A 26,857-nucleotide genomic window follows, 5' to 3' on the forward strand; every position below is an offset into this window, starting at 1 on the left:
TGGTCGTCAACAAGATCCGCGGCACCTTCAACGCCGCCGCGGTGAAGTCTCCGGCCTTCGGTGACCGCCGCAAGGCGATGATGCAGGACATCGCGACGCTGACCGGCGGCCAGGTCGTGGCCCCCGAGGTCGGGCTCAAGCTCGACCAGGTCGGCCTCGAGGTGCTCGGCACCGCCCGCCGCGTCGTGATCACCAAGGACAACACCACGATCGTCGAGGGTGGCGGCGACGCCGCCGCCGTCGAGGGCCGGGTCAACCAGATCAAGGCCGAGATCGAGTCCACCGACTCCGACTGGGACCGCGAGAAGCTCCAGGAGCGCCTCGCGAAGCTGGCCGGCGGCGTGTGCGTGATCAAGGTCGGCGCCGCCACCGAGGTGGAGCTGAAGGAGAAGAAGCACCGCATCGAGGACGCCGTCTCCGCGACCCGCGCCGCGATCGAGGAGGGCATCGTCCCCGGCGGTGGCTCCGCGCTCATCCACGCGGTCACCGTCCTCGACGGCGACCTCGGCCTCACCGGCGACGAGGCGGTCGGCGTACGCGTCGTGCGCAAGGCCGCCGACGAGCCGCTGCGCTGGATCGCCGAGAACGGCGGCGCCAACGGCTACGTCGTGACCAGCAAGGTCCGCGAGCTCGGCGCGGGCCACGGCTACAACGCCGCGTCCGAGGAGTACGGCGACCTGGTCGCGCAGGGCGTCCTCGACCCGGTGAAGGTGACCCGCTCCGCGCTGGTCAACGCCACCTCCATCGCGGGCATGCTGCTGACGACCGAGACCCTGGTCGTCGACAAGCCCGAGGAGGAGGAGCCCGAGGCAGCCGGTCACGGCCACGGGCACGGCCACGGCCACTGAGGTCGTCCGGTCGACGTCACACGTCGACGAGTGAAGCCGGCGCTTCCCACACGGACCTTCGTGAGGGAAGCGCCGGTTTCGCGTGCGAAGCGGCCTACTGCGCCATCGACCAGAGCCAGGACGCGCCGCAGTCCGGCTCGGGGACCGGGCGGCTGACGTCGTTGCGCAGGTAGATGCGGTGACCGCAGCCGTCGCCGTGCGGCTCGTAGTGCCGGTCCAGGACGTCCCGCAGCGCCGGGTTGCCGGTGCCGGTCCACGACTCGAACGGGATCGACTCGACGAACCACGTCGGCCGGTGGGGACCGTCCAGCAGGGCGACCAGCCGGTCCAGGCCCGGGTCGAGCGTGCGCATCGGCAGGCTCCACAGGTAGGCGTACGGCGACTCCAGGCCGGAGGCGATCACGATGTCGGACCGGCCCCCGAACACCACGATCGTGTCGCCCGGCTCGGACGCCGCCCCGATCGCCTGCCCCGTGTAGGTCTCCGTGGGCGGCTCGACCGCGAACTGGTTGTTGACCACCCAGCCGACCAGCGAGAGCAGGCACGACGCGACCGCCACCCCGATGACCCGTCGCATCCAGACGCCGCGCCGGTCGGGGAGCCCGACCAACAGCGCGAGGCTCAGCACGACCGCGGGCACCAGGCCCAGGAGGTAGGTGCGCCAGTAGCTCCCGCCGAGCACCACGCCTGCGCCGTCCACCGCCAGCACCGCCAGCGTCGCGACCGTCAGCACCGGCTCGGAGCGCCACAGGCCGGGCAGGTGGCGCAGGAAGAGGACCAGGACCGCCAGCATTCCGGTGGCCACGAAGATCACGGCGAGCAGCAGGAGGCGGCCGAACGGCGCCGCGGCCGAGCCGGTCTTGATGACCTCGAGGGCGTCGGACCGGAACCCGTAGACGGCGTACCACAGCGTGTGGAGGTGCACGCCCGCGGCGAGGCACCACGCGACGGTCGCGGCCACCGGCACCGCGGCGCCGGCCAGGGCCGCGGCGGACAGGCGGGCGAAGCCCGGCCAGGAGACCTCGCGGCGTAGCGCCGAGCCGAGCAGCAGCACCCCACCGAAGACCAGCCCGGTCACCATGTTCTGCTTCAGGCCGACGGCCGCCGTCCCCGTGAGCCCGGCCGCGAAGGCGAGCAGCACGGCCGCGCGCCGCGAGCCGGGCAGGACGCGCAGGGCCTCGAGAGCCAGCCAGAAGCTCGCGACCACCAGCGGGATCCCGAGGATCTCGCCCTTGGCGGCGACCGCGTCGATCATCGTGTTGCCGGCCACCGCCGCCGTGCCCACGGCGGTCCAGCGGGCGGCCCGGTCGCCGCCGACGAGGTACGCCGTCCGGGCCGCGACCAGCACCAGCAGCGCCGCCGCCAGGGCGCCGATGACGCGGATGAACAGCGGGCCCCCGATCGCGTCGGACAGCCGGACCAGGGCGATCAGCGACGGCGGGCGGTCCACGAAGTACAGCCCGTAGAGGCTGTCCGGCTCGGGGTGCCAGTGCCGCGCGACCAGCGTGAACCCGGCCTCGTCGGGGCGCAGCGGCCAGAGCAGGCCCGGGAAGCGCATCAGCATCGCGACCACCGCGGTGATCGCGACCAGGCGTCGGGTGCCGCTCCGGGCGACGGCCTCGCTCCACCGCGCGAGCCGCCCGTCGGGGCCGCCGGGCAGGCGGTTCCGGGAGTGCGCGAGGTCCGAGGTCGTCACCGAGCCATTCTCCCCGGAACTCTTGTGACAGCGAGGAAACACGCCCGCCGTCGACCCGCAACGTCATCGGGGGACAGTGGGGTTACGGCGACGAGAGAGGGGACTGCGCGATGAAGCTGTGGAGGGTGCGCTGCACGCTGCCCGACCGACCGGGGGCGCTGGCCGTGCTGGCGCGTGACTGCGGCGCGGCGAAGGTGAACATCCTCGGGCTCCAGATCTTCCCGGGGGTCGAGACCGTCACCGACGAGCTGGTGCTGAGCACGCCGCCGGACTGGAGCCTGGTCGACATCGCCGAGCTGATCGAGGCGGCCGGGGCCACGTCGGTCAGCGGGGCGCCGTGCACCGAGCGTGCGCTGGTCGACCAGCCGGTGCGGTACGTCCTGGCCGCCCGGTCGGTGCTGGCCCAGCCGGCCAGCTTCCCGGAGGTGGTCGCCGAGCTCTTCGACGCCGAGTCCGACCCGGCCGAGGGCATGCTCACCCCGGTGCAGGACGTCATGGAGATGACGGTCGGCGACGTGGCGGTCCAGGTCCGTCGTACGGCGCCGTTCACGGCCACCGAGCACGCCCGCGGCTCCGCCATGGCCGACCTGGTCAACGACGTGCTCGCCCGCACCCGCGCCGAGGGCGCGCCGCAGCCGCCGGCGCCGGGGCGGCGGGTCGACCCGTCCTCGCGACCCGAGTACGTCGCCTCCGCCGGCGAGGTCTCGGCGCGCGTCGACGGCACGGTGGTCGGGGTGGCGGTGCTCGGCGCCCCGGACCAGGGCACGGAGCCCGGCGCCCTCCAGGTGACCCTCGAGGTCGACCCGGTCTGGCGCCGCCGCGGCATCGGCACGCGACTCCTGGTCGAGGCGGCGCGGACGGCGGCCGGCCGGTCGGCGGAGGAGATCGTGCTCAGCACGGAGGCCGACAACCAGGCGGTGCTGCCCCTGGTCCTGGCGGCGGGGCTGCGGGGGCGGATCAGGATGGCCAGCGACCGGCTCACCGTCCGGATCCCGGTGCGCGACCTGCGGCCGCTGCCCGCCTGAGGGACGCGACCGCAGACACGGCAGGCCGAGCGCCGGGCGGGCGAGGGGGCGTCCGGAGCGCCGACTAGGATGTGCGCGTGGAGGTACCTGAGAAGTTCGCCGCCCTCGGTCTCACCTACGACGACGTCCTGCTGCTCCCCGGGGAGTCGGACCTCGCACCGGACGAGATCGACACCACCTCGCGCCTCACGCGGGAGATCTCGCTGCGGGTGCCGCTGGTCAGCGCCGCGATGGACACGGTCACCGAGTCCCGGATGGCGATCGCGATGGCGCGCCAGGGCGGCCTCGGCGTGCTCCACCGCAACCTGTCCATCCAGGACCAGGCCTACCAGGTCGACCTGGTGAAGCGGACCCAGACGGGGATCATCTCCAACCCGGTGACGATCGGCCCCGACGCGACGCTCGAGGAGCTCGACCGGGTCTGTGGCGAGTACCGCGTGTCCGGCCTCCCGGTCGTCGACACCGACAACCGGCTGCTCGGCATCATCACCAACCGCGACCTCCGGTTCACGCCGGTCGCGGAGTGGGCGACCACGAAGGTCGACGAGATGATGACCCCGATGCCGCTGGTCACCGGTCCGGTCGGGATCAGCCGCGACGAGGCGACCCTGCTGCTGCGCAAGCACAAGCGCGAGCGGCTGCCGCTGGTCGACGACGAGGGCCGCCTGGCCGGCCTGATCACGGTCAAGGACTTCGTCAAGAACGAGCAGTTCCCGCACACCTCGCAGGACGCCGACGGCCGGCTGCTGGTCGGCGCCGCGATCGGCTACTTCGGTGACGCCTGGGAGCGGGCCACCACGCTGATCGACGCCGGCGTCGACGTGCTGGTGGCGGACACCGCGCACGGACACGTCCACCTGCTGCTCGACATGGTGCGGCGGCTCAAGACCGACCCGGCCACCAGGCACGTCCAGGTCATCGGCGGCAACGTCGCCACGAAGCAGGGTGCGCAGGCGTTCGTCGACGCGGGCGCCGACGCGGTCAAGGTGGGCGTCGGGCCGGGCTCGATCTGCACCACCCGCGTGGTCACCGGAGTCGGCGTGCCCCAGGTCACCGCGGTCTACGAGGCGTCGCGGGCCTGCAGGCCGGCCGGCGTGCCGGTGATCGCCGACGGCGGCCTCAAGCACTCCGGCGAGATCGGCAAGGCCATCGTCGCCGGCGCCGACAGCGTCATGGTCGGCTCGCTGCTGGCCGGCTGCGAGGAGTCCCCGGGCGAGCTGGTCTTCGTCAACGGCAAGCAGTTCAAGTCCTACCGCGGGATGGGGTCGCTGGGCGCGATGTCGAGCCGCGGCAAGAAGTCCTACTCCAAGGACCGCTACTTCCAGGCCGAGGTCGCCAGCGACGACAAGATCGTGCCGGAGGGCATCGAGGGCCAGGTCGCCTACCGCGGCCCGCTGTCCGCCGTCGCCCACCAGCTCATCGGTGGCCTCAACCAGACGATGTTCTACGTCGGGGCGCGCACCGTCCCCGAGCTGCAGGACAAGGGCCGGTTCGTCCGGATCACCTCGGCCTCGCTCAAGGAGAGCCACCCGCACGGGGTCCAGATGACCGTCGAGGCGCCGAACTACTCCGGCGCCTGATCCGGTCCTGCCTCACCCGGGAGCGCGGCGACCGGCAGTGACCGCAACGTGCGGGTCAGCCGGATCTCCTCGTCGTACCCGCCGACCAGCACGACCCGGGCCTCGGTGAGCCCGACCGTCGAGAACGACCGGGGTTCGCCGCTGAACGCGTCGACCAGCGTGCTCTGGTGGGCCGGTACGTCGACCACCTCGGCGCCCTTGCCACCTCCGGCCACGAACGCCCGGCCGCCGGGCAGCGCCACGACCGAGCCGGCCAGCTTGTAGCGCCCGGTCCGCAGGTCGGGTCCCGGTGAGAACGACCGGGTCCGGGCGTCGTACACCTCGGTCGAGACCAGCAGCCGCCGGTCGTCGGGGGTGCCGCCCACCACCAGCACCCGACCGTCGTCCAGGGTCACCATCGCGTGCTTGCAGCGGGCCCGGTCGAGCGGCGGAACCCGGTGCAGGCGCCCGTCCGGGCACACCCTCACCGCCGTGCGGGTGGCGACGTCCGCCCGGGTCCGGCCGCCGGTGAGCAGCGCACATCCGTCGGGGAGCGCGGCCGCGGCCAGCCCGTCGAGCGCTTGGGGCAGCGGTGGGCCCGGCTCGAACCTGCCGTGCCGCGGGTCGTAGATCTCGGTGCTCGCGGTGAAGCGGCCGGGGCCGACCCATCCGCCCGCGACCAGCACCCGGCCGTCGGCAAGGAGCGCCGCGACGTGGCCGCCGCGCCCGGTGGCCATCGCCCCGGTGGTCTGCCAGGTCCGGGTGGCCGGGTCGAACAGCTCGGCCGACGAGAGGGCCGGCTCGCCCTCGGCCGGGAACCCACCGGCCACGAGCACCCGCCCGTCGGCCAGCGCCACCGCCGTGTGCGCGTCCCGGGCCCGGGCCAGGTCCGGGACCCGGGTGACCTCGCCACCGTCGAGGAGGTACGCCGTGCGGGTCGCGCTCCCGCAGCCGTCGATCACGCAGCCGCCCGCGACCAGCACCGCCCCGCCGGGGACCGGCGTCATCGTGTGCGCCGCCCGGGACGCGAGGTCCGCGAGCACCCCGGTCGCGTCCGGGGCGTCCTGCCCGTCGTCGGACGCGTCGGTGCAGCCGGCCGCCGTGCCCGACAGGGCCAGGACCAGGAGCCCCGCTGCACCGCGACGCCTCCACATGCCTCCATGGTGCTCTGATCCGTTGAGTTGCGCCTCGCTGGTGGATGAGGGGCGCCTCCCTTGCCCAGGCCGCGCAGCGAGGCGCAACTCGACGGGCAGGGAGCCGCAAGTCAACGGGCAGGGAGCCGCAACTCAATGGGCAGCGAGGCGCAAGTCAACGGGGGCACTAGGCTGAGCCGGTGACTGAGATCGAGATCGGACGCGCCAAGCGCGCCCGCCGCGCCTACTCCTTCGACGACGTCGCGATCGTGCCCTCCCGACGCACGCGCGACCCCGAGGAGATCAGCGTCGCCTGGCAGATCGACGCCTACCGGTTCGAGATCCCCGTGCTGGCCGCGCCGATGGACTCGGTGATGTCGCCGCAGACCGCGATCGAGTTCGGCCGCCTCGGCGGGCTCGGGGTGCTCAACCTCGAGGGCCTGTGGACGCGGTACGACGACCCGACGCCGCTGCTCGAGGAGGTCGGCGGCCTCCGTGGCGCCGCCGCCACCGCCCGGATGCAGGAGATCTACGCCGCGCCGATCCAGCCCGAGCTGATCACCGCCCGCCTCAAGGAGGTGCGCGACTCCGGCGTCACCGTGGCCGGCTCGCTGTCGCCGCAGCGCACCAAGGAGTACGCCAAGACCGTTGTCGACGCCGGTGTCGACATGTTCGTCATCCGCGGCACCACCGTTTCGGCCGAGCACGTCTCCAGCCAGGCCGAGCCGCTGAACCTCAAGGAGTTCATCTACGAGCTCGACGTCCCGGTGATCGTGGGCGGCTGCGCCACCCACCAGGCCGCGCTGCACCTCATGCGCACCGGCGCGGCCGGCGTGCTGGTCGGCTTCGGCGGCGGCGCCGCGCACACCACCCGCACCGTGCTCGGCGTCGCGGTGCCGATGGCCTCGGCGGTCGCGGACGTGGCCGCCGCCCGCCGCGACTACATGGACGAGTCCGGCGGCCGCTACGTGCACGTCATCGCGGACGGCTCGATCGGCCGGTCCGGCGACATCGCCAAGGCCGTCGCCTGCGGTGCGGACGCGGTCATGGTCGGTTCGCCGTTCGCCCGCGCCACCGACGCGCCCGGCCGCGGGTTCCACTGGGGCGCCGAGGCGCACCACTCCGAGCTGCCCCGGGGCCAGCGGGTCGAGTTCGAGACCGTCGGCACGATGCGCGAGATCCTGTTCGGGCCGTCGCGGGTCGCCGACGGCACCATGAACCTGATCGGTGCGCTCAAGCGGTCGATGGCCACCACCGGCTACACCGACGTCAAGGAGTTCCAGCGCGTCGAGGTCGTCGTCGAGTGAGCGTGCTGCGCGTGGCCGCGGCGCAGGGTGTCGCCGTCGCCGGGGAGAGCGACACGAACGTCGCCACCGCCGCTCGGCTGGTCCGGCAGGCGGCCGACGAGGGCGCCGCGCTGGTGGTGCTGCCCGAGGCGTTCCTCACCGGGTACGCCGCCACCGCGTTCGCCGGCAAGGTCCCCCGTGCCGACGACCTGGCCGGCGGGTGGCTCGACCCGCTCCGCGAGGAGGCCGCCCGGGGCGCGACCACGGTCGTGGCCGGTACCCCGCTGCAGCGCGAGAGTGCCAAGACCCTGTCCCTGCTGGTCGTCCGCCCCGACGGTGAGGCCCTGGCGCCGTACGACAAGCAGCACCTGTTCGGCGAGGAGGCGGAGCACTTCGTCCCGGGCGACCACGGGGCCACGCTCGCCGCCGGAGGCTGGGACCTCGCCCTGAGCGTCTGCTACGACGCCTGCTTCCCCGAGCACGCCCGGGCCGCCGCCGACACCGGCGCGACGGCCTACCTCAACGCCGCGGCGTACTTCACCGGCAGCGAGCACCGCCGCGACCTCTACCTCGCCGCGCGGGCCCTCGACAACGGCATGTACGCCGTGTTCTCCGGGCTCACCGGCGCCTGCGGGCCGGCCACGTTCAACGGTGGCTCGGCGATCTTCGACCCCGAGGGTCGACCGCTGGCCCGGCTCGGGACCGAGGAGGGTGTCGCGGTTGCCGACCTCGACCCGGAGGTGGTCCGCGCGACCCGCGAGGCGCACCTGATGCACGCCGACCACCGCGCGTCGCTGGGCCCGCGGGTCTGGGTGTAGACCGGCGCCGGCGCGGGCTGTTCGGCACACTGGGGGCATGAGCCAGCCCAGCGCCCTCGGACCGGCCGCCCGCGAACGCGCGCTGGAGGCCCTGGGCGCGACCGGGGTGACCGGCGAGCTGGACGTGCTCGTGGTCGGCGGCGGGATCGTCGGCGCGGGCACCGCCCTGGATGCGGTCACCCGGGGCCTCTCCACCGGCCTGCTCGAGCAGCGCGATCTCGCCTCGGGCACCAGCAGCCGCTCCAGCAAGCTCATCCACGGCGGACTGCGCTACCTGGAGATGTTCGACTTCGGCCTGGTGCGCGAGGCGCTGGAGGAACGCGGGCTCTTGCTCACCCGGCTGGCGCCGCACCTGGTCCGGCCGGTGCCGTTCCTCTACCCGCTGCACCGCACCGCGGAACGGCCGTACGTCGGCGCCGGGCTGGTGCTCTACGACGCGATGGCCAGGCTCGGGAAGTACGACATGGGCGTCCCCGCGCACCGGCACCTCTTCCGCCGCCAGGTCGCCCGGGTCGCTCCGGACCTGCGCACCGACCACCTGCGCGGCGCGATCCGCTACTACGACTGCCAGGTCGACGACGCCCGGCTGGTGCTGACCGTGGCCCGCACCGCCGCGGCGTACGGCGCGCAGGTCGCGACCCGGACCCGGGTCACCGGCTTCCTCCGCGAGGGCGAGCGGGTGATCGGCGTGCGCGCCCGCGACCTCGAGAGCGGCCGCGACCTCGAGGTCCGCGCCCGGGTCGTGGTGAACGCCGCCGGGGTGTGGACCGACGAGATCCAGGAGATGGTGGGCGGCCGGGGGTCGCTCGACGTCCAGGCCAGCAAGGGGATCCACCTCGTCGTGCCCCGCGACCGGATCCGGTCCGAGGCCGGCTTCATCACCCGCACCGAGAAGTCCGTGCTGTTCGTGATCCCGTGGGGCCGGCACTGGATCATCGGCACCACCGACACCGACTGGAACCTCGACAAGGCTCACCCCGCCGCCTCCCGCACCGACATCGACTACGTCCTCGCCCACGTCAACGAGCTGCTCAAGGAGCCGCTCGACCACGAGGACGTCGAGGGTGTGTACGCCGGGCTGCGGCCGCTGCTGCGCGGCGCCCGCGAGCCGTCGTCGAAGATCTCGCGCGAGCACACCGTGGTCACCCCGGTGCCCGGCCTGGTCATGATCGCCGGTGGCAAGCTCACGACGTACCGGGTGATGGGGCGGGACGCGATCGACGCCGCCGCCCACGCGCTCGGCAGCACCGGCACCACTGCCCGGCCCTCGATCACCGACCGGGTGCCGCTGGTCGGCGCCGAGGGGTTCGAGACCCGGACCAACCAGCGCGTTGCGCTGGCCCGGCGGGCCGGGCTGCACGTGGCGCGGATCGACCACCTGCTCGGCAGGTACGGCGGGTTGGTCGACGAGGTCCTCGACCTGCTGGCCGAGCGCCCCGACCTCGCGGAGCCGCTGCCCGGCGCCGAGGACTACCTGGCTGCCGAGGTGATCCACGCCGTGACCCACGAGGGCGCGCGGCACCTCGACGACGTCCTCACCCGCCGTACCCGCATCTCGATCGAGACCTTCGACCGCGGCGTGCATGCGGCCCGGCGCACCGGCGGGCTGATGGCGGAGGTGCTCGGCTGGGACCACGCCCGCGTGGACGCCGAGGTGGACCACTACCTGCGCCGGGTCGAGGCCGAGCGGCAGAGCCAGCTCAAGGCCACAGACCAGGAGGCCGACGAGGCGCGGGTGAGCGCGCCGGACATCGTGTGAGGCCTCATGATTCCCCGGTCGTCCGGGGAATCATGTGACAGGTGTGACGACCCGACGCGGCTTTACAGCGCAAGAGAATGTGTAAGTCCCCACACGCCGTTACCGAGGGGTAGTTTGCGAGACCCACGTCACATACGCTCGACACCATGAGCCAGCAGATGCCCTCGCAGGGCCCGGTCACCGACGGCCCGCCGGACCCCGAGCACGACCCGGCAGCGTCCTACGCGCTCGACCGTGACTACGTCGCGGCCCTCACCCGCCGGGTGGTCAGCCGCACCGGCGAGAGCGCCCTGACGCGCTCGCCCCTCGGGGGACAGCCGCTGGCCAACATCCCGCAGTCCAGCGACGACGACGTCGCCGAGGCCTTCGAGCGCGCCCGGCGCGCCCAGGCCTCCTGGTCGCGCACGTCGATCGACCACCGCGCCGAGATCCTGCTGCGGCTGCACGACATCGTGCTCGACCGCGAGTCCGAGATCACCGACATGACGGTCTGGGAGTCCGGCAAGGCCCGCAAGCACGCCTTCGACGAGACGTTCCACGTCGCGCTCACCGCGCGCTACTACGCGCGCAAGGGGCACGAGCACCTCGACCCCGAGCGCAGGATCGGGTTGATGCCCGGCCTGACCAGGGTCGACCTCAACCGGGTCCCCAAGGGCGTGGTCGGGATCATCTCCCCCTGGAACTACCCGTTCACCATGGCGCTGTGCGACGGCATCCCGGCGCTGATGGCCGGCAACGCCGTGGTCGCCAAGCCCGACGCCCACACCATGCTGACCGCGCTGCTGGGCGCGCAGCTGCTGGAGGAGGCCGGCTTCCCGAAGGACCTGTGGCAGGTCGTCGCCGGCCCCGGGTCCGAGGTGGGCCCGTCGATCATCGGGCGAGCGGACTACGTCTGCTTCACCGGGTCCACCGCAACCGGGCGACGCGTCGCCCAGCAGTGCGCCGACCGGCTCATCGGCTGCTCGCTGGAGCTCGGCGGCAAGAACCCGATCCTCATCCTCCGCGACGCCGACATCGAGAAGGCCGCCGAGGGCGCCACCCGGGCGTCGTTCTCCAACGCCGGCCAGCTGTGCGTCTCCACCGAGCGGATGTTCGTCGCCGACCAGATCCACGACCGGTTCGTCGAACGGTTCGTGGCCCGCACCGAGGCGATGACGCTGGGTGCCGGCCACGACTGGGCGATCGACATGGGGTCCCTGATCTCGCAGGACCAGCTCGACACCGTGATCGCCCACGTCGAGGACGCCCGTGCCAAGGGGGCCCGCGTGCTGACCGGCGGTCGGCACCGGCCCGACCTCGGCCGGTTCTTCTACGAGCCGACCATTCTCGAGGGCGTCACCCCGGACATGACCTGCTTCGGCAACGAGACCTTCGGACCGGTCGTGTCGGTCAACCGGTTCCACGACGAGACCGAGGCGATCGCCCGCGCCAACGAGGGCCACTACGGGCTGAACGCGTCCATCTACAGCCAGGACGGCCGCCGGGCCCGCGCGATCGCCCGCGAGATCAGGTGCGGCACGGTGAACATCAACGAGGCGTTCGGTGCGACCTTCGGGAGCCTGGACGCACCGATGGGGGGCATGCGCGAGTCCGGGATGGGCCGCCGGCAGGGCAGCGAGGGCATCCACCGCTACACCGAGTCGCAGGCGGTCGCCACCCAGCGGGGGATGGCGTTCTCGCCGATGCTCGGCATGTCCAACGAGACGTTCGCGAAGATCCTCAAGGTCCAGGCCCGCCTCATGCGGAGGACCCGGCGGCCGTGAGCACCCACTACGACGTCCTCGTCGTCGGCTCCGGCTTCGGAGGTTCGGTCACCGCGCTGCGGCTGACCGAGAAGGGCTACCGGGTCGGGGTGCTCGAAGCGGGAGCCCGGTTCGCGGACGACGACTTCGCGGCCACCTCGTTCGACACGAAGCGGTTCCTGTTCGCGCCCGAGCTCGGCTGCTACGGCATCCAGCGCATCGACATGGTCAAGGACTGCGTGATCCTCGCCGGCGCGGGCGTCGGTGGCGGGTCGCTGGTCTACGCCAACACGCTCTACGAGCCCCTCGACGCCTTCTACCGCGACCGGTCGTGGGCCCACATCACCGACTGGAAGGCCGAGCTCGCGCCGTACTACGACCAGGCCAAGCGCATGCTCGGCGTGGTCGAGAACCCGCTCCGCACCCCGTCCGACGAGGTGATGGAGAAGGTGGCCGTCGAGATGGGCGTCGGCGACACCTTCCACCCGACCCCGGTCGGGGTGTTCTTCGGCGGACCCGGCGACCAAGGCGGCGAGCAGCACGCGGACCCGTTCTTCGGCGGCGCCGGCCCGGCCCGCAACTCCTGCCGCAACTGCGGCGAGTGCATGACCGGGTGCCGGCACAACGCCAAGAACACCCTGGTGAAGAACTACCTCCTGCTCGCCGAGCAGGCCGGTGCCGTGGTGCACCCGCTCACCACCGTCACCCGGGTGCGCCCGCGCGAGGGCGGCGGCTACGAGATCACCGCGCGCTGGACCAAGGCCAAGCTCTCGCGCCGCAGTGCCGTGCGCACGTTCACCGCCGACCAGGTGGTGTTCGCGGCCGCTGCGATCGGCACCCAGAAGCTGCTGCACCGGATGAAGGTCGAGGGCCACCTGCCCGAGCTCTCCGACCGGCTCGGCGTGCTGACCCGCACCAACTCCGAGTCGATCCTCGGCGCGATCGCGCCCGACCTGACCACCGACTACAGCCGCGGCGTCGCGATCACCTCGTCGTGGCACCCCGACGAGCACACGCACGTCGAGCCGGTCCGCTACGGCAAGGGCAGCAACCTGATGGCGCTGCTGCAGACCGTGCTCACCGACGGTGACGGGCCAGACCCACGCTGGCGCACCTGGCTGCGGGAGATGTGGCTGCAGAAGGGCAACGTCCGCGACCTCTACGACCTCCGCCACTGGTCGGAGCGCGCGGTGATCGCGCTGGTCATGCAGACCCTCGACAACTCGATCACGGTCAAGCCCGCCAGGCGGGCCGGGCAGTTCCACCTGACCTCCGAGCAGGGGCACGGCCAGCCGAACCCGACCTGGATCCCGGTCGCGAACGAGGCCGTACGCCGCATGGCCGCGGTCCTCGGCGGCACCCCGGGCGGCTCCATCGGCGAGCCGTTCAACCGCCCGCTCACCGCGCACTTCATCGGCGGCTGCACGATCGGCGAGACCCCCGACACCGGCGTGGTCGACGCGTACCAGCGGGTGCACAACTACCCCGGGCTGCACATCGCCGACGGGTCCGCGATCTCCGCGAACCTGGGCGTGAACCCGTCGCTCACGATCACCGCGCAGGCAGAGCGGGCGATGGCGTTCTGGCCGAACAAGGGGGAGGCCGACGGGCGTCCGCCGCTGGGCTCCGGGTACGCCGTCGTACCCCCGGTCGCGCCCGCGCGCCCCGTCGTGCCCGAGTCCGCTCCGGGCGCGCTGCGGCTCCCGATCGTAGGCATCTCCTGAGGTCCCAGAGATTTCTGGGAAACCTGCGTAACCCCCCTCCACGGGTGTCGTTGAGACGAACGAGACCCGGCAGTCATGCTCCCTCCCAAAGGCCGGGTCCATGTCCAGGCGCTGTCCAGCAGACGCGTGGACGGTCAGGGCCCGGCCACCCTCCCTCCCCGGCCGGGCCCTGACGCGCTTGGCCGGGCCCCGGGCCCGGCGCTCTGCCCTCGCTCCCCGGCCGGGCCCTGACGCGCTTGGCCGGGCCCCGGGCCCGGCGCTCTGCCCTCGCTCCCCGGCCGGGCCCTGACGCGCGTCTTGGGTGGCTGGGCCCGGGGCCCTGACGCACTTCCGGGGCTGCCCGCCGATAGACTCCGGGCACACCGAGACCGCCGTCGAAAGGCTGCCCGTGTCCGAGCACGATCTCGTCCTGGTCGTCGACTTCGGGGCGCAGTACGCCCAGCTCATCGCCCGCCGGGTCCGGGAGGCCCGGGTCTACTCCGAGATCGTGCCGCACTCGATGCCGGTCGAGGAGATGCTGGCCCGCCAGCCGAAGGCGATCATCCTGTCCGGCGGCCCCTCGTCGGTGTACGCCGAGGGCGCGCCCGGCATCTCCTCCGACGTCTTCACCGCGGGGGTCCCGGTCTTCGGCATGTGCTACGGGTTCCAGCTGATGGCGCGCGGGCTCGGCGGCGAGGTCGCGCACACCGGCGCCCGGGAGTACGGCCGCACCGGCGTCACCGTGACCGCGCCCGGCACCCTGCTCGCCGAGCTCCCCGAGCAGCACACGGTCTGGATGTCGCACGGCGACTCGGTGACCGCCGCGCCGGCCGGCTTCGACGTGCTGGCCTCCACCACGGTCACCCCGGTCGCCGCGTTCGAGGACCTCGACCGACGGCTCGCCGGCGTCCAGTGGCACCCCGAGGTGCTGCACACCGAGCACGGCCAGAAGGTGCTCGAACACTTCCTGCACAAGATCGCCGGCTGCCGCCAGACCTGGACGATGGTCAACATCGTCGAGGAGCAGATCGCCCGCATCCAGACCCAGATCGGCGCCGAGGGGCACGCGATCTGCGGCCTCTCCGGCGGCGTCGACTCCGCGGTCGCCGCGGCCATCGTGCAACGCGCGATCGGCGAGCGGCTCACCTGCGTGTTCGTCGACCACGGCCTGCTGCGCAAGGGCGAGGCCGAGCAGGTCGAGCGGGACTTCGTGGCCGCCACCGGCGTCGACCTGCACGTGGTCGACGCCCAGCAGCGCTTCCTCGACGCACTGGCCGGGGTCAGCGACCCCGAGGAGAAGCGCAAGATCATCGGCCGGGAGTTCATCCGGGTCTTCGAGGCCGCCGAGGCCGAGGTGCTCGGAGCGGCCGCGGCGGAGGGAGCCAAGGTCGCGTTCCTGGTGCAGGGCACCCTCTACCCCGACGTGGTCGAGTCCGGGGGCGGTGCCGGCACCTCCAACATCAAGTCGCACCACAACGTCGGCGGCCTCCCCGAGGACCTCGAGTTCGAGCTGGTCGAGCCGCTGCGCACCCTGTTCAAGGACGAGGTGCGGCTGGTCGGCGAGCAGCTGGGGCTGCCCGCGGAGATCGTCTGGCGCCAGCCGTTCCCCGGTCCCGGCCTCGGCATCCGGATCATCGGCGAGGTCACCCGCGAGCGGCTCGACATCCTCCGCGACGCGGACGCGATCGCCCGCGAGGAGCTCACCCGGGCCGGCCTCGACCGCGACATCTGGCAGATGCCCGTGGTGCTGCTGGCCGACGTCCGCTCGGTCGGCGTCCAGGGCGACGGCCGCACCTACGGCCACCCGGTCGTGATTCGCCCGGTCACCTCCGAGGACGCGATGACCGCCGACTGGGCCCGCCTGCCCTACGACGTGCTGGAGCGCATCTCCACCCGTATCACCAACGAGGTCGCGGAGGTCAACCGGGTGACGCTGGACGTCACGTCGAAGCCCCCGGGCACCATCGAGTGGGAGTGAGTGCGCCGCGGCCCACTGCCGAGCGGGAGCAACGGGCACCTGACCGGCCCGGGGAGCACCCCGCGAGCCGGTCTGCCCGTCGGGACGGACGGCCTGCCTTGTCCGGGCGGCATAGGTTCGCCGCATGAGTGTCGAGGTCCGGGACAACCCCGAGCAGCGCCGGTTCGAGGCGTACGTCGACGGGGAGCTCTGCGGGTTCGCGGAGTACCGGCTGCGGCCGGGCGCGATCGTGTTCACGCACACGGAGGTGCTCAAGGAGGGGCACGGCGTCGGCTCGGCGCTGGCCCGCAGCGCGCTGGACGCCGTCCGCGCGGACGGCGAGCTCGAGGTGGTGCCGCTGTGCCCGTTCATCCGCGCCTGGATCGACAAGCATCCCGACTACGAGGACCTGGTGCGCGCGTCGGCATGAGCCGCGCCCGACCGTCCTGACGGTGCAGGATCCCCGGCACGTGGTGCCGGGGATCCTGCACGAAGCGGTCAGTGGGAGTCGTTGCCGGTGCCCGGCGCCTGGAGCGAGCCGGTGCGCGCCTCGATCTCCTCCTCCGACATCTTGCGGGACGCGAGCAGGCTGGCCACCGCGGTGACCGCGAGCGTGCCGATGATGACCACGAGCGACAGCCAGATCGGGATGTCGGGCGCCCACTCGATGTGCTCGCCGCCGTTGATGAACGGCAGCTCGTTCTCGTGCATGGCGTGCAGGATCAGCTTGACGCCGATGAAGCCGAGCAGGAACGCGAGCCCGTAGGACAGGTAGATCAGGCGCTGCAGCAGGCCGCCGATGAGGAAGTAGAGCTGGCGCAGGCCCATCAGCGCGAAGATGTTCGCGGTGAAGACGATGTACGGGTCCTTGGTGAGGCCGTAGATCGCGGGGATCGAGTCCAGAGCGAAGAGCAGGTCGGTGGTGCCGAGGGTGAGGATCACCAGGAACATCGGCGTGATCAGCCGCTTGCCGTTCTCCTTGGCGAACAGGTGCGTACCGTGCCACTCCTTGGTGGCCGGCAGGTGCCGCTCAGCGAGCTGGACGAGCTTGTTCTCCTCGTACTCGTCGTCGCCGCCCTCGGCGCCCTCCTTGGCCAGCTTCCAGGCGGTCCACACGAGGAACAGGCCGAAGATGTAGAAGACCCAGCTGAAGTTGTTGATGGCCGCAGCGCCGACCACGATGAAGATCGCGCGCATGATCAGCGCGAGCACGATGCCGATCATCAGGGCGGTCTGCTGGTACTCACGCGGCACCGCGAACTTCGCCATGATGATGATGAAGATGAACAGGTTGTCGATGGAGAGGCTGTACTCCGTCAGCCAGCCCGCGAAGAACTCCGGCCCCGGGTTCGGCGAGAGCGCGTGTGGCTCCGCGAACACCCACAGGCAGACGCCGAAGATGATCGCCAGCCCGACGTACAGCCCGAGCTGGACGCTGACTTCCTTCATCGAGGGCTCGTGCGGGCGGCGCCCGATGATCAGCAGGTCGACCATCAGCACCCCCACCGTCACCACGATGGTGATCGCCCAGATGAGGGGGGAGGCGACCGAGTCGCCCATGACTGCGTTCACGAAGTGTGCTCCTCCGGAGGGACGCGTGGTGCCGGCGCGGGCCACGAGCCTACGCCAGCCGGACAGGTTCTCCGGAGGTCTCTTCCGCCCGGCGACAGCCGGGCCGATGACGCCGGGCCGGTCGCGCCGGCCGTGATGACGACATCACCGCGAAGGAATACTCCCCTCCAACAAGTGCGCCGGTCATTCTTCCACGGACGCCGCGACGGCCCGAATCGGTCCCAGATCGGGGACGCCGGAGCGGGGCTCGAGGGGGACGCGGATCGGCCGCGGGGGTGCCACGATGGCGGCATGACTGCTGAGCTGCACGTCCTGTCCGCCGGCTACGCCCACGAGCGCGTGGCCAGCACGGTGGTGCTGGTCCGCGACGAGGGGCGAGCGGTCGTGGTCGACCCGGGGATGGTGTCGAACCGCAGGAAGATCCTCGACCCGTTGGCCAGGCTCGGCGTCGACCCCGTGGAGGTCGGTGACGTCGTGTTCAGCCACCACCATCCCGACCACACCCTGAACGCCGCCCTGTTCGAACGGGCCCGGTTCCACGACTTCTGGGCGATCTACGAGAACGACAGCTGGACCGACCGGCCGGCCGACGGGTTCCAGGTCTCACCGTCGGTGCGGCTGATGGCCACGCCCGGGCACAGCGCCCAGGACATCACCACGCTCGTCGACACGACGGACGGCCTGGTCGCCTGCACGCACCTGTGGTGGCACCAGCACGGTCCGGCCCTGGACCCGCGGGCCGAGGACCAGGCCGCGCTGGACCGCTCCCGGGCTGCGTTGCTGGAGCTCGATCCTGCGCTGATCGTGCCCGGCCACGGGGCGCCGTTCCGGCCGGACGCCCTCGACGTCCGCTGAGCCCGCGCCCCGGGCGGGCCGGCCGGCCTGGCTCAGAGCGCCAGGTGCGTCGGCCGTCCGTCGACGAACGTCGCCGCCACGCCGGTCCGCCGCAGGTGGGCCGCGGTCGCCGCGGACCCGTCGTACGACGCCAGCGGGTCGTCGTCGACCAGCACCACGTCGCCTCGCGAACCGGGACGGAGGGTGGCCTGGCCGTCGGTGCTGGTTGCCAGCGCCTCGGCGGCGGTGAGGGCGTGCTCGGGGTGCCACGGGTCGCGGTGGTCGGCGGTGCGGTGCACGGCCGCGGCCATCGCCAGCCACGGGTCGAGCGGCGCGACCGGGGCGTCCGACCCGAGCCGTACGTCGACGCCCGCGGCCAGCATCGGCCGGAACGCGAAGCAGCGGTCGGAACGGTCCGGCCAGCAGCGGTCGGTGACGTCGCGGTCGTCGAGCAGGTGCGCGGGTTGCACGCTGGCGCGGACCCCGAGCCGCGCCATCCGGGGCAGGTCGGCGAGGTCGACCAGCTGGGCGTGCTCGATGCCACCGCGCGCGCCGGTCGCCTCGAACGTGTCCAGCGCGATCGTCAGCGCCTTGTCCCCGATCGCGTGCACCGCCATCTCGAGGCCGTGCGTGCGGGCCCGCGTGAACAGGTCGGCCAGCTCGTCGGGGGTGTTGTTCAGCCGGCCATGGGGGAACTCCAGCAGCTCGCTCTCGGCGTACGGCGTGCAGCAGTACGCCGTCCGCGTGTTCAGGGAGCCGTCGGAGATGATCTTGAGCGGCCCCATCGTCACCAGGCCGCCGGTCTCGCCGAGCGGGTCCCCGGTCCGCCAGCCGGCGGCGAGCACCTCGTCCAGCCCGTCGGCGTACGTCGCGGCGCGGACGCGGAGGCTGTCGACGCCCTGGTCGAAGCGCTCCGGCCAGTCGCGGTACGCGCCGCCGAACTCGAGGTCGGTGACGCCGACCACGCCGACCGCGGCCGCCGCGCGGACCGCCTCCCGGATCGCGAGCCGCTGGGCCTGCCCGGCGCCGGGCAGCTCGCCGAGCCGGGCGAACACGGGGAACCAGTCGTTCTCGTCGAGCGTGGCCTGCCGCGGCGGCACGCCGAGCAGCGCGAGGGCGGCGGAGTTGAGCCAGCCGTGGTGGGCGTCGCCACTGATCAGCACCACCGGGTGCCGGCCGCTGACCGCGTCCAGGTCGGCGACCGTGGGCAACCGGGTCCAGGCGCCGGTGCGATGGCCGTAGCCGGAGACCACGCTCGCGTCGGCCGGGTCCAGCGTGGCCACGTGCCGCGCCACCCGGGCCACCGCCTCCTCGGCGCTGGTGGTGCCGGACAGGTCGAGCCGGGTTGCGAGGTCGGCCCACTGGGTCATGTGCACGTGGTGGTCCCACAGGCCGGGGATGGCCCAGCGGCCGGCGGCGTCGAAGACCTCGTCGGCGAGCGTCGGGACCAGCCGGTCGGCCACCTCGGTGACCTGTCCGGACACGATCCGGAGGTCGACGGGCTGGTCGGTGGGCACGGGCACGCCCGCGACCGGCACCAGGCGGGCGTTGCGGATCAGGGTCTGCACGGGGGACACGTGGGCCAGTATCCACACCTATCGTGGGGCCATGGCTGAGCGGCTCTCCGGCGACCGGTCCCTGGCCCAGCGGGCCATGCAGAGCCGCCTGCTGGCCCCCGTCTACGAGCGCGCCTGGCGGCCGTTCCTGGGCTGGGCGCTGATGGGCTTCGACCTCGAGCACCTGCGGCACGAGCGCGAGCTCACGGTCACCGCACTGCGGCTGCGGCCAGGCGACGTGGTGCTCGACGTGGCCTGCGGGCCGGGCAACTTCACGCACGCGTTCGCGGAGGCGGTCGCGCCGACCGGGCACGCGATCGGGGTCGACCTCTCCGAGCCGATGCTGGCCCGGGCCCGCGCGACCAACGCGCGGGCCCGGGCCCGCGCGACCAACGCGCACAGGTCGGCCACGTACCTCCGCGGCGACGCCACCCGGCTCCCGTTCCTCGACGGCTCGCTGGACGCGGTCAACTGCTACGCCGCGCTCTACCTCATCCCCGCGCCGTACGACGCCTTCGACGAGATGCTGCGGGTGCTCCGTCCCGGTGGCCGGATCGCGCTGATGACCAGCCGCGCGTCGCCGTACGACTGGTTCCGGCCGGCCCAGGCACGGGCGTCGGGGCGTCGGGGCTGCGGATGTTCGGCGTCGACGAGTTCACCGGCCGGCTGCGCGCCGCCGGGTTCACCGAGGTCGAGCAGGAGCTGCACGGGGTCGCGCAGTACGTCGCCGCCACCGCCCCGCAGCCCTGACCCGCCCCCCGATCTCTATCGGACACCTCAGCTGTAACGCGGTGTTCATGTCGCTTACCACGCGTTCGAACCCGTGGTAAGCGACACGAACACCGCGTTACAGCGAAAATCGGCGCACGGATTCAGAGGCCGGCGAGCTCGACGAGGTGGTCGACGATCCGGTCCAGGCGGGACACCAGGGAGATGTGGCCCTCGCCCTCCTCCAGGCGGGGGTGCGCGGAGCCGACCTGCTCGGCGAGCCAGCGGCCGTGGTCGAAGGGCACCATCCGGTCCTCGGTGCCCTGCCAGATCCCGACCGGGACCGTGATCGAGCCGAGGTCGAACCCCCAGGAACGGAACAGGGTGAGGTCGTCGTCGCGCCAGCCCCCGACTCCCTGCCGGCCGGCGTGCCGGAACGACGCGGCGAGGTACGTCAGCAGCTCGCCGGTCATCGCCTCGCGGTCGACGGGTGGCGCGATGTCGCCGAGCCGTTCGGCCAGCGCCGACTCGTCGACGGTGAAGATGGGGGACCCGTGCTCCTCGAGCCACGACTCCAGGGAGTCCGGCCCCTCCGCCGCGGCGGCGAACTCGTCGATGTTCTCCTGGCCCATGCCCGCGGCCCAGTCCAGCCCGGCGGCGTCGTACGGCGCCACCCCGGCCAGGCTGACGGCCGCCCGGCAGTGCTCGGACAGCAGCGCCGCGCAGGCCAGCGCCCGCGGCCCGCCGCCGGACCAGCCGAGGGTCACGAACCCGACCGCGCCGACCGCGGCCAGCACCCGCTCGGCGTCCATCGCGTCATCGGCGACGGTCCCGACCGACGGGCGGGGCTCGGACCGGCCGTACCCGGCCCGCGACCAGGTCACGACCCGCATCCCGTGCGCGTCGGCGGCCCGGCGCAGCTGCGTGAACGGGACCGCCCCGGAGGGCGTGCCGGAGTGGTAGAGCAGCGTGAACCCGTCTGCCGGCCCGTCGACGAGCACCTCGAGGTCACGGCCGGCTGTGGAGGGAACGCTCAGGTAGGTGGGCTCGTCCGTCATGTCCCGCACGCTAGCGCTCGCGGGCGACCCCAGTGCCGCCCCCGGGGTGGTGATCCTCCGGACGGGACCCCGCGGTCCACCCGCCCATTTGGCACGCACGGGTCATGGCGGGACGAGCCGTCGGCCACATGCTGGGCCCGGGGCAGGAGTCCGCTCGGGCGAGAAGTTCGGGAGGAGTCGCGATGCACGTTCGTCCACGGAGGCGGGCCGGCAGTGCCGTGCTCGCGATCGTCACCGCCGCAGTCGGCGTCGTCGCCCTGTCGGTGCCACCGCGCGCCGACGCCGCGACCCTGCCTGCGGGCTTCCAGGAGTCCGTCGTCCTCAGCGGCCTCACCAACCCGACCGTTGTGCGTTTCTCGCCGGACGGGCGGGTGTTCGTGGCCGAGAAGCGGGGCGTGATCAAGGTCTTCGACTCGCTTTCGGACCTGACCCCCGACGTCTTCGCCGATCTCAACACGAACGTCTACAACTTCTGGGACCGCGGCCTCCTCGGCATGGCGCTCGCCCCGAACTTCCCCGCCGATCCGTCCGTGTACGTGCTCTACACCTACGACCACGAGCTGGGCTCGACCGCGGCCGCGCCGCGGTGGGGAACCCCCGGCGTCTACTCGGATCCGTGCCCGACCCCGCCGGGGGCCACCGGCGACGGATGCATGGTGAGCGGTCGGCTGTCCCGTCTGCAGGCCAGTGGGAACGCGATGACCGGGTCCGAGCAGGTGCTGGTCGAGGACTGGTGCCAGCAGTACCCGAGCCACTCGGTCGGCACGGTCGAGTTCGGGCGGGACGGGGCGCTCTACGCCAGCGGCGGCGACGGCGCCAGCTTCAACTTCGTCGACTACGGGCAGGACGGGTCGCCGGTCAACCCGTGCGGCGACCCCGCGACCGGCTCGCCGCCGGCACCGCCGAACGCGGAGGGAGGCGCGCTCCGCAGCCAGGACCTCCGCACCTCCGGTGACCCGGTTTCGCTCGACGGCAGCATCATCCGGGTCAACCCGGCGACAGGTGCCGGCCTGCCGGACAACCCGAACGCGGCCTCCGCGGATCCGAACGCGCGCCGGATCGTCGCCTACGGCACGCGCAACCCGTTCCGGTTCACGCAGCGCCCCGGCACCGACGAGCTCTGGATCGGCGACGTCGGCTGGAACGACTGGGAGGAGATCAACGTCCTCGACCCGACCGACGCCACCCAGCCGAAGCCCGCGAACTTCGGCTGGCCGTGCTACGAAGGTCCGCAGCGGCAGTCCGGGTACGACGGCGCGAACCTCTCCATCTGCGAGAACCTGTACGCCGCCCCGGCCGGCACCGTGACGTCGCCGTACCACTCGTACCAGCACAGCAACCGCGTCGTGCCGAACGAGTCCTGCCCGACCGGGAGCTCGTCGATCGCCGGGCTGCAGTTCGCGTTCGCCTCGTCGTCCAGCAACTACCCGGCGGAGTACGACAACGCGCTGTTCTTCGCCGACTACTCGCGTGACTGCATCTGGGTGATGCCCAAGGGTGCCGACGGGAAGCCCGCCCCGGGCCAAGTGCGCACGTTCGTCGCGGGCGCGGCCAACCCGGTCAACCTGCAGGTCGGACCCGGTGGCGACCTGTTCTACGTCGACTTCGACGGGGGCACGATCCGCCGCATCTCGTACACGGCGGCCAACCAGCCTCCGGTCGCGGTGGCCACGGCGACACCGACCACGGGTGCCGCGCCGCTGACGGTCGCGTTCGACGGGCGGGGGTCCAACGATCCCGACGGAGGCGCGCTCACCTATGCCTGGGACCTGGACGGTGACGGCGCGTTCGACGACGCGACCGGGTCCCAGCCCAGCTGGACCTACACGAGCCAGGGCACCGTGACCGCGACCCTCCGGGTCACCGACCCGGCGGGCGCGACCGCGACGGATTCGGTGGTGATCACCGTCGGGAACACGCCGCCCGTGCCGGTGATCGACCTCCCCGCGGCGGGGACGACGTGGCGGGTCGGGGACACGATCAACTTCTCCGGCCACGCGTCCGACGCCCAGGACGGGACCCTTCCCGCGTCCGGGCTGTCCTGGGACCTGGTGATGCAGCACTGCCCGTCGAACTGCCACGCGCACCCGATCCAGTCGTACCCCGGTGTGGCGGGCGGTTCGTTCGTGGCACCGGACCACGAGTACCCGTCGTACCTCGAGCTCCGGCTCACGGCGACGGACTCGGGTGGCCTGACCGCAACCAGGACCCTGCGGCTCGATCCGCGGACCGTGGTGCTCACCTTCCAGACCACCCCGGGCGGGCTGTCGCTCACGGTGAACGCAACCTCCGGCAAGGCATCGTTCTCGCGGACGGTCATCGTGGGCTCGACGAACACGGTCAGCGCCATCTCGCCGCAGAACAAGGGCAACAAGACCTACCGGTTCCAGTCCTGGTCCGACGGCGGCGGGCAAACGCACACGATCACCGCGCCGGCGACCGCGACGACGTACACGGCCAGGTTCCGGTGAGGGGGGCGTTCACGGAGGAGTCACGCACCAGACGATGACGCGGCCGTGAGATCGGCGTAGTTTGACCGGCATTGCCCGGTTCGCCTGCTCGGAGGTCCCCATGCGTCGTACGTCGTTGCTCGCCCTCGCCGCGTCCCTGCTGGTCGCGCCTGCCCTCGGGGCGGTCGCCGCGGACGCCGACCCGCCCGAGGAAGACGGCGCACCCGGGCAGGAGAGGACGGTGCGGTTCTCGACCTTCAACGCCTCGCTCAACCGCAACGCCGCGGGCCAGCTGTTCGCCGACCTGTCGACGCCGAACAACCAGCAGGCGCGCAACGTGGCCGAGACCATCCAGCGCGTGCAGCCCGACGTGCTGCTCATCAACGAGTTCGACTACGACCCGGCCGCGGTCGACCTGTTCCGCGACAACTACCTCGAGGTGTCGCAGAACGGCGCGGCCCCGGCCACCTACCCCTACGCCTTCGTCGCGCCGTCCAACACCGGCATCCCGAGCGGGTTCGACCTGAACAACAACGGGACGGTCGGGGGAGGCGACGACGCGTTCGGCTTCGGCGCCTTCCCGGGCCAGTTCGGCATGGTCGTCTACTCGAAGTACCCCATCGACACCGCCCGTGCCCGCACCTTCCAGCACTTCCTCTGGAAGGACCTGCCGGGCGCGATGCTGCCGGACGACCCGGCCACCGCCGCCCCGGCCGACTGGTACTCCCCCGAGGAGCTCGACGTCGTCCGGCTGTCCTCGAAGTCGCACTGGGACCTGCCGATCCGGATCGGGAAGCGCACCGTGCACTTCCTGGTCGCGCACCCGACCCCGCCGGTCTTCGACGGCCCGGAGGACCGCAACGGCACCCGCAACTTCGACGAGATCGGGTTCTGGGCCGACTACGTGCGTCCAGGCCGCGGTGGCTACATCTACGACGACGCCGGGCGCCGTGGCGGGTTGAAGCCGGGTAGCCAGTTCGTGATCGCGGGCGACATGAACTCCGACCCGTACGACGGCGACTCGGTGCCCGGGGCCGCCCAGCAGCTGCTCGACAGCCCGCGGGTCAACACCACGCACCCGCCGACCTCGGAGGGCGGCCCGGAGGCGGCCGTGCTGCAGGGCGGCGCGAACGCCACCCACCGCTCGGACCCGGCGTACGACACCGCCGACTTCGCCGACAACACCCCGGGCAACCTGCGCGCGGACTACGTGCTGCCCTCGAAGGGCCTCCGGATCACCGGCTCCGGCGTCTTCTGGCCGGTCCGCAGCGACCCGCTGTTCCGGCTCACCGGCAACTACCCCTTCGTCCCGACCTCCGACCACCGGCAGGTCTGGGTGGACGTGCGGATGCCCTGACCCGGAACCGGCCCGGGCGTTGCGCCCGTTGCGCCCGGGTGGCGCCCGGCGGGAGTCTGGGGGTGCCGCACGAGCGAAGGGAGGTCGCGATGAGCGAGCCCGCGATCAGCGTGGTGCCGGTGACGGTGCCGGAGGGGGTCAACCTGATCCTCGGGCAGTCGCACTTCATCAAGACGGTGGAAGACCTCTACGAGGCGCTGGTCGGCACCTCCCCGCACCTGCGTTTCGGGCTGGCATTCTGCGAGGCCTCCGGACCGCGGCTGGTACGACGGGCGGGCAACGACGACGAGCTGGTCGGGCTCGCCGTAGGCCACGCGCTGGCGGTCGGCGCCGGGCACTCGTTCGTGGTGCTCCTGCGCGAGGGGTTCCCGGTCAACGTGCTCAACCAGGTGAAGGCGGTGCCCGAGGTGTGCCGGATCTACTGCGCGACCGCGAACCCGGTCGAGGTGATCGTCGCCCAGACCGCGCAGGGTCGCGGGATCCTCGGCGTCGTCGACGGCGAACCGCCGCTGGGCGTCGAGAGCGAGAGCGACGAGGAGGCGCGCCGGAGGCTGCTGCGCGACATCGGCTACAAGCTGTGACCGGGAGGGTCAGCGACCTGCCGGCACGCCGTACGTCGTGGTGCGCTCCCGGACGGTCCGGTCGACGCCGGCGGCGATGTCGGTGAGCTCCGCGACCGTCTTCGCGGAGCCGTGGGTGGAGCCGGCCATCCTGGAGATGGTCTCCTCCATCAGGGTGCCGCCGAGGTCGTCGGCGCCGGCGCGGAGCATGGCGCGGGTGCCGTCGACGCCGAGCTTCACCCAGGACGTCTGGATGTGGTCGATCCGGCCGTGCAGCATGATCCGGGCCAGGGCGTGCACCGCGAGGTTGTCGCGCAGGGTCGGGCCCGGGCGGGCGACGCCGGCGAGGTAGATCGGGCTCGAGGTGTGCACGAAGGGCAGCGGCACGAACTCGGTGAAGCCTCCTGTCTCGTCCTGGATCCGGCTGATCACGCGCAGGTGCTGGACCCAGTGCCGCGGGTTGTCGACGTGGCCGTACATCATCGTCGAGCTCGACCGCAGCCCGACCCGATGTGCGGTGCTGACCACCTCGACCCAGGTCGCGGTGGGCAGCTTGCCCTTGGTGAGGATCCAGCGGACGTCGTCGTCGAGGATCTCGGCGGCGGTGCCGGGAATCGTGTCGAGGCCGGACTCGCGGGCCTTGATCAGGAAGTCCTCGAACGAGAGGCCGGTGCGGGTGGCGCCGTTGACGATCTCCATCGGGCTGAACGCGTGCACGTGCAGGTCGGGGACGCGCTGCTTGACGGCGGCGGCGAGGTCGAAGTACGCCGTGCCGGGTAGCTCGGGGTCGATGCCGCCCTGCATGCACACCTCGGTCGCGCCGAGGTCCCAGGCCTCCTGCGCCCGGTCGGCGACCTGGTCGAGGGAGAGGCTGTAGGCGTCGGCGTCGCTGCGGCGCTGGGCGAACGCGCAGAACCGGCAGCCGACGTAGCAGACGTTGGTGAAGTTGATGTTGCGGTTGACCACGTAGGTCACCTCGTCGCCCACGGTCTCGCGGCGCAGGTCGTCGGCGAGGCGGACCACCTGGTCGAGCAGGTCGCCCTCGGCGGTCATCAGGGTCAGCGCGTGCTCGTCGGACAGGTTGCCGGGGTCGCGCTCGGCCGCGCGCAGCGCTGCCGCTCCGTCGGCCGGACCCCCGCTGGTTGAGGAGCGAGCGCCAGCGAGCGTCTCGAAACCACTGTGCTCGTGCCGGCTGGTTTCGAGACGGCCTCGTTCCTCGGCCTCCTCAACCACCGG

The 26,857-nt window shown here is 72.5% G+C and carries 21 protein-coding genes; 15 read left to right on the plus strand and 6 right to left on the minus strand.

Annotated elements, in window-relative coordinates; all coding sequences use genetic code 11:
- On the plus strand, positions 1-848 hold an 848-nt coding region (gene groEL, locus EKO23_RS21725; protein WP_134720579.1), incomplete at its 5' end, for a chaperonin GroEL.
- A gap of 94 nt (positions 849-942) precedes the next feature.
- Here groEL and EKO23_RS21730 read toward each other — a convergent pair.
- Entirely contained in the window at positions 943-2,544 is a 1,602-nt protein-coding gene (locus EKO23_RS21730) for a hypothetical protein (RefSeq protein WP_134720580.1), read from the minus strand.
- Positions 2,545-2,654: 110 nt separating this feature from the next.
- Here EKO23_RS21730 and EKO23_RS21735 point away from each other — a divergent pair, with 110 nt between their 5' ends.
- Both EKO23_RS21735 and guaB read left to right on the plus strand, forming a co-directional pair.
- On the plus strand, positions 2,655-3,569 hold the full coding sequence (locus EKO23_RS21735; protein WP_134720581.1) for a GNAT family N-acetyltransferase: 915 nt from the start codon (positions 2,655-2,657) through the stop codon (positions 3,567-3,569).
- Between the two features lie 77 nt (positions 3,570-3,646).
- Positions 3,647-5,149: an IMP dehydrogenase gene (gene guaB / locus EKO23_RS21740; RefSeq protein ID WP_134720582.1), complete on the plus strand. Its 1,503-nt coding sequence runs from the start codon at positions 3,647-3,649 to the stop codon at positions 5,147-5,149.
- Here the strand turns inward: guaB and EKO23_RS21745 are convergent.
- A complete protein-coding gene (locus EKO23_RS21745; RefSeq protein WP_134720583.1) occupies positions 5,134-6,282 on the minus strand; it encodes a Kelch repeat-containing protein in 1,149 nt (382 codons plus the stop codon). The two genes, guaB and EKO23_RS21745, sit on opposite strands and share 16 nt — an antisense overlap.
- 179 nt (positions 6,283-6,461) lie before the next feature.
- Here EKO23_RS21745 and EKO23_RS21750 point away from each other — a divergent pair, with 179 nt between their 5' ends.
- The 7 genes from EKO23_RS21750 (at position 6,462) to EKO23_RS21780 (ending at position 15,956) form a co-directional block, all read left to right on the plus strand.
- Positions 6,462-7,568, plus strand: coding sequence for a GuaB3 family IMP dehydrogenase-related protein (locus EKO23_RS21750; protein ID WP_134720584.1), 1,107 nt, complete (start codon positions 6,462-6,464; stop codon positions 7,566-7,568).
- Positions 7,565-8,365, plus strand: coding sequence for a carbon-nitrogen hydrolase family protein (locus EKO23_RS21755; protein ID WP_246051232.1), 801 nt, complete (start codon positions 7,565-7,567; stop codon positions 8,363-8,365). Before EKO23_RS21750 ends, EKO23_RS21755 begins: the two co-directional genes overlap by 4 nt.
- 37 nt (positions 8,366-8,402) lie before the next feature.
- Positions 8,403-10,124, plus strand: coding sequence for a glycerol-3-phosphate dehydrogenase/oxidase (locus EKO23_RS21760; protein WP_134720585.1), 1,722 nt, complete (start codon positions 8,403-8,405; stop codon positions 10,122-10,124).
- Positions 10,125-10,270: 146 nt separating this feature from the next.
- The gene (locus tag EKO23_RS21765) at positions 10,271-11,887 is read left to right on the plus strand and encodes a succinic semialdehyde dehydrogenase (RefSeq protein ID WP_134720586.1); all 1,617 of its coding nucleotides are present in this window, start codon (positions 10,271-10,273) and stop codon (positions 11,885-11,887) included.
- Positions 11,884-13,590, plus strand: coding sequence for a GMC oxidoreductase (locus tag EKO23_RS21770; RefSeq protein ID WP_134720587.1), 1,707 nt, complete (start codon positions 11,884-11,886; stop codon positions 13,588-13,590). Before EKO23_RS21765 ends, EKO23_RS21770 begins: the two co-directional genes overlap by 4 nt.
- A gap of 388 nt (positions 13,591-13,978) precedes the next feature.
- Positions 13,979-15,547 (plus strand): glutamine-hydrolyzing GMP synthase, encoded by a 1,569-nt coding sequence (gene guaA, locus EKO23_RS21775; RefSeq protein WP_175582729.1) that lies wholly within the window; start codon positions 13,979-13,981, stop codon positions 15,545-15,547.
- Between the two features lie 124 nt (positions 15,548-15,671).
- A complete protein-coding gene (locus tag EKO23_RS21780; protein WP_134720588.1) occupies positions 15,672-15,956 on the plus strand; it encodes a GNAT family N-acetyltransferase in 285 nt (94 codons plus the stop codon).
- A gap of 68 nt (positions 15,957-16,024) precedes the next feature.
- On the opposite strand, the gene EKO23_RS21785 is transcribed toward EKO23_RS21780, so the two are convergent.
- Positions 16,025-17,098 (minus strand): TerC family protein, encoded by a 1,074-nt coding sequence (locus EKO23_RS21785; protein WP_425464413.1) that lies wholly within the window; start codon positions 17,096-17,098, stop codon positions 16,025-16,027.
- Between the two features lie 291 nt (positions 17,099-17,389).
- Between EKO23_RS21785 and EKO23_RS21790 the strand changes: the two genes are divergently transcribed.
- Complete coding sequence (locus tag EKO23_RS21790; RefSeq protein WP_134720589.1) at positions 17,390-17,953, plus strand: MBL fold metallo-hydrolase; 564 nt, start codon at positions 17,390-17,392, stop codon at positions 17,951-17,953.
- A 32-nt stretch (positions 17,954-17,985) separates the two neighbouring features.
- Here the strand turns inward: EKO23_RS21790 and EKO23_RS21795 are convergent, their stop codons facing one another.
- On the minus strand, positions 17,986-19,509 hold the full coding sequence (locus EKO23_RS21795) for an amidohydrolase (RefSeq protein WP_246051233.1): 1,524 nt from the start codon (positions 19,507-19,509) through the stop codon (positions 17,986-17,988).
- Positions 19,510-19,540: 31 nt separating this feature from the next.
- On the opposite strand from EKO23_RS21795, the gene EKO23_RS21800 reads away from it, so the two are divergent.
- Positions 19,541-20,275: a methyltransferase domain-containing protein gene (locus EKO23_RS21800; protein WP_134720590.1), complete on the plus strand. Its 735-nt coding sequence runs from the start codon at positions 19,541-19,543 to the stop codon at positions 20,273-20,275.
- Between the two features lie 85 nt (positions 20,276-20,360).
- On the opposite strand, the gene EKO23_RS21805 is transcribed toward EKO23_RS21800, so the two are convergent.
- The gene (locus tag EKO23_RS21805) at positions 20,361-21,254 is read right to left on the minus strand and encodes an alpha/beta fold hydrolase (RefSeq protein ID WP_134720591.1); all 894 of its coding nucleotides are present in this window, start codon (positions 21,252-21,254) and stop codon (positions 20,361-20,363) included.
- A gap of 182 nt (positions 21,255-21,436) precedes the next feature.
- On the opposite strand from EKO23_RS21805, the gene EKO23_RS21810 reads away from it, so the two are divergent.
- The 3 genes from EKO23_RS21810 (at position 21,437) to EKO23_RS21820 (ending at position 25,642) form a co-directional block, all read left to right on the plus strand.
- Entirely contained in the window at positions 21,437-23,725 is a 2,289-nt protein-coding gene (locus tag EKO23_RS21810; protein ID WP_134720592.1) for a PQQ-dependent sugar dehydrogenase, read from the plus strand.
- A gap of 61 nt (positions 23,726-23,786) precedes the next feature.
- Positions 23,787-25,061 carry an endonuclease/exonuclease/phosphatase family protein gene (locus EKO23_RS21815; RefSeq protein WP_217702749.1) on the plus strand — a complete coding sequence of 425 codons (1,275 nt, stop codon included), beginning with the start codon at positions 23,787-23,789 and terminating at the stop codon, positions 25,059-25,061.
- 89 nt (positions 25,062-25,150) lie between these two features.
- A complete protein-coding gene (locus EKO23_RS21820; RefSeq protein ID WP_134720594.1) occupies positions 25,151-25,642 on the plus strand; it encodes an adenosine-specific kinase in 492 nt (163 codons plus the stop codon).
- Between the two features lie 9 nt (positions 25,643-25,651).
- Here the strand turns inward: EKO23_RS21820 and cofH are convergent.
- A partial coding sequence (gene cofH, locus EKO23_RS21825) for a 5-amino-6-(D-ribitylamino)uracil--L-tyrosine 4-hydroxyphenyl transferase CofH (RefSeq protein ID WP_134720595.1) occupies positions 25,652-26,857 on the minus strand: 1,206 nt, incomplete at its 5' end.

Origin of the sequence: Nocardioides guangzhouensis, from assembly GCF_004519545.1 — a bacterium.
GTDB classification, from domain to species: domain Bacteria; phylum Actinomycetota; class Actinomycetes; order Propionibacteriales; family Nocardioidaceae; genus Nocardioides; species Nocardioides guangzhouensis.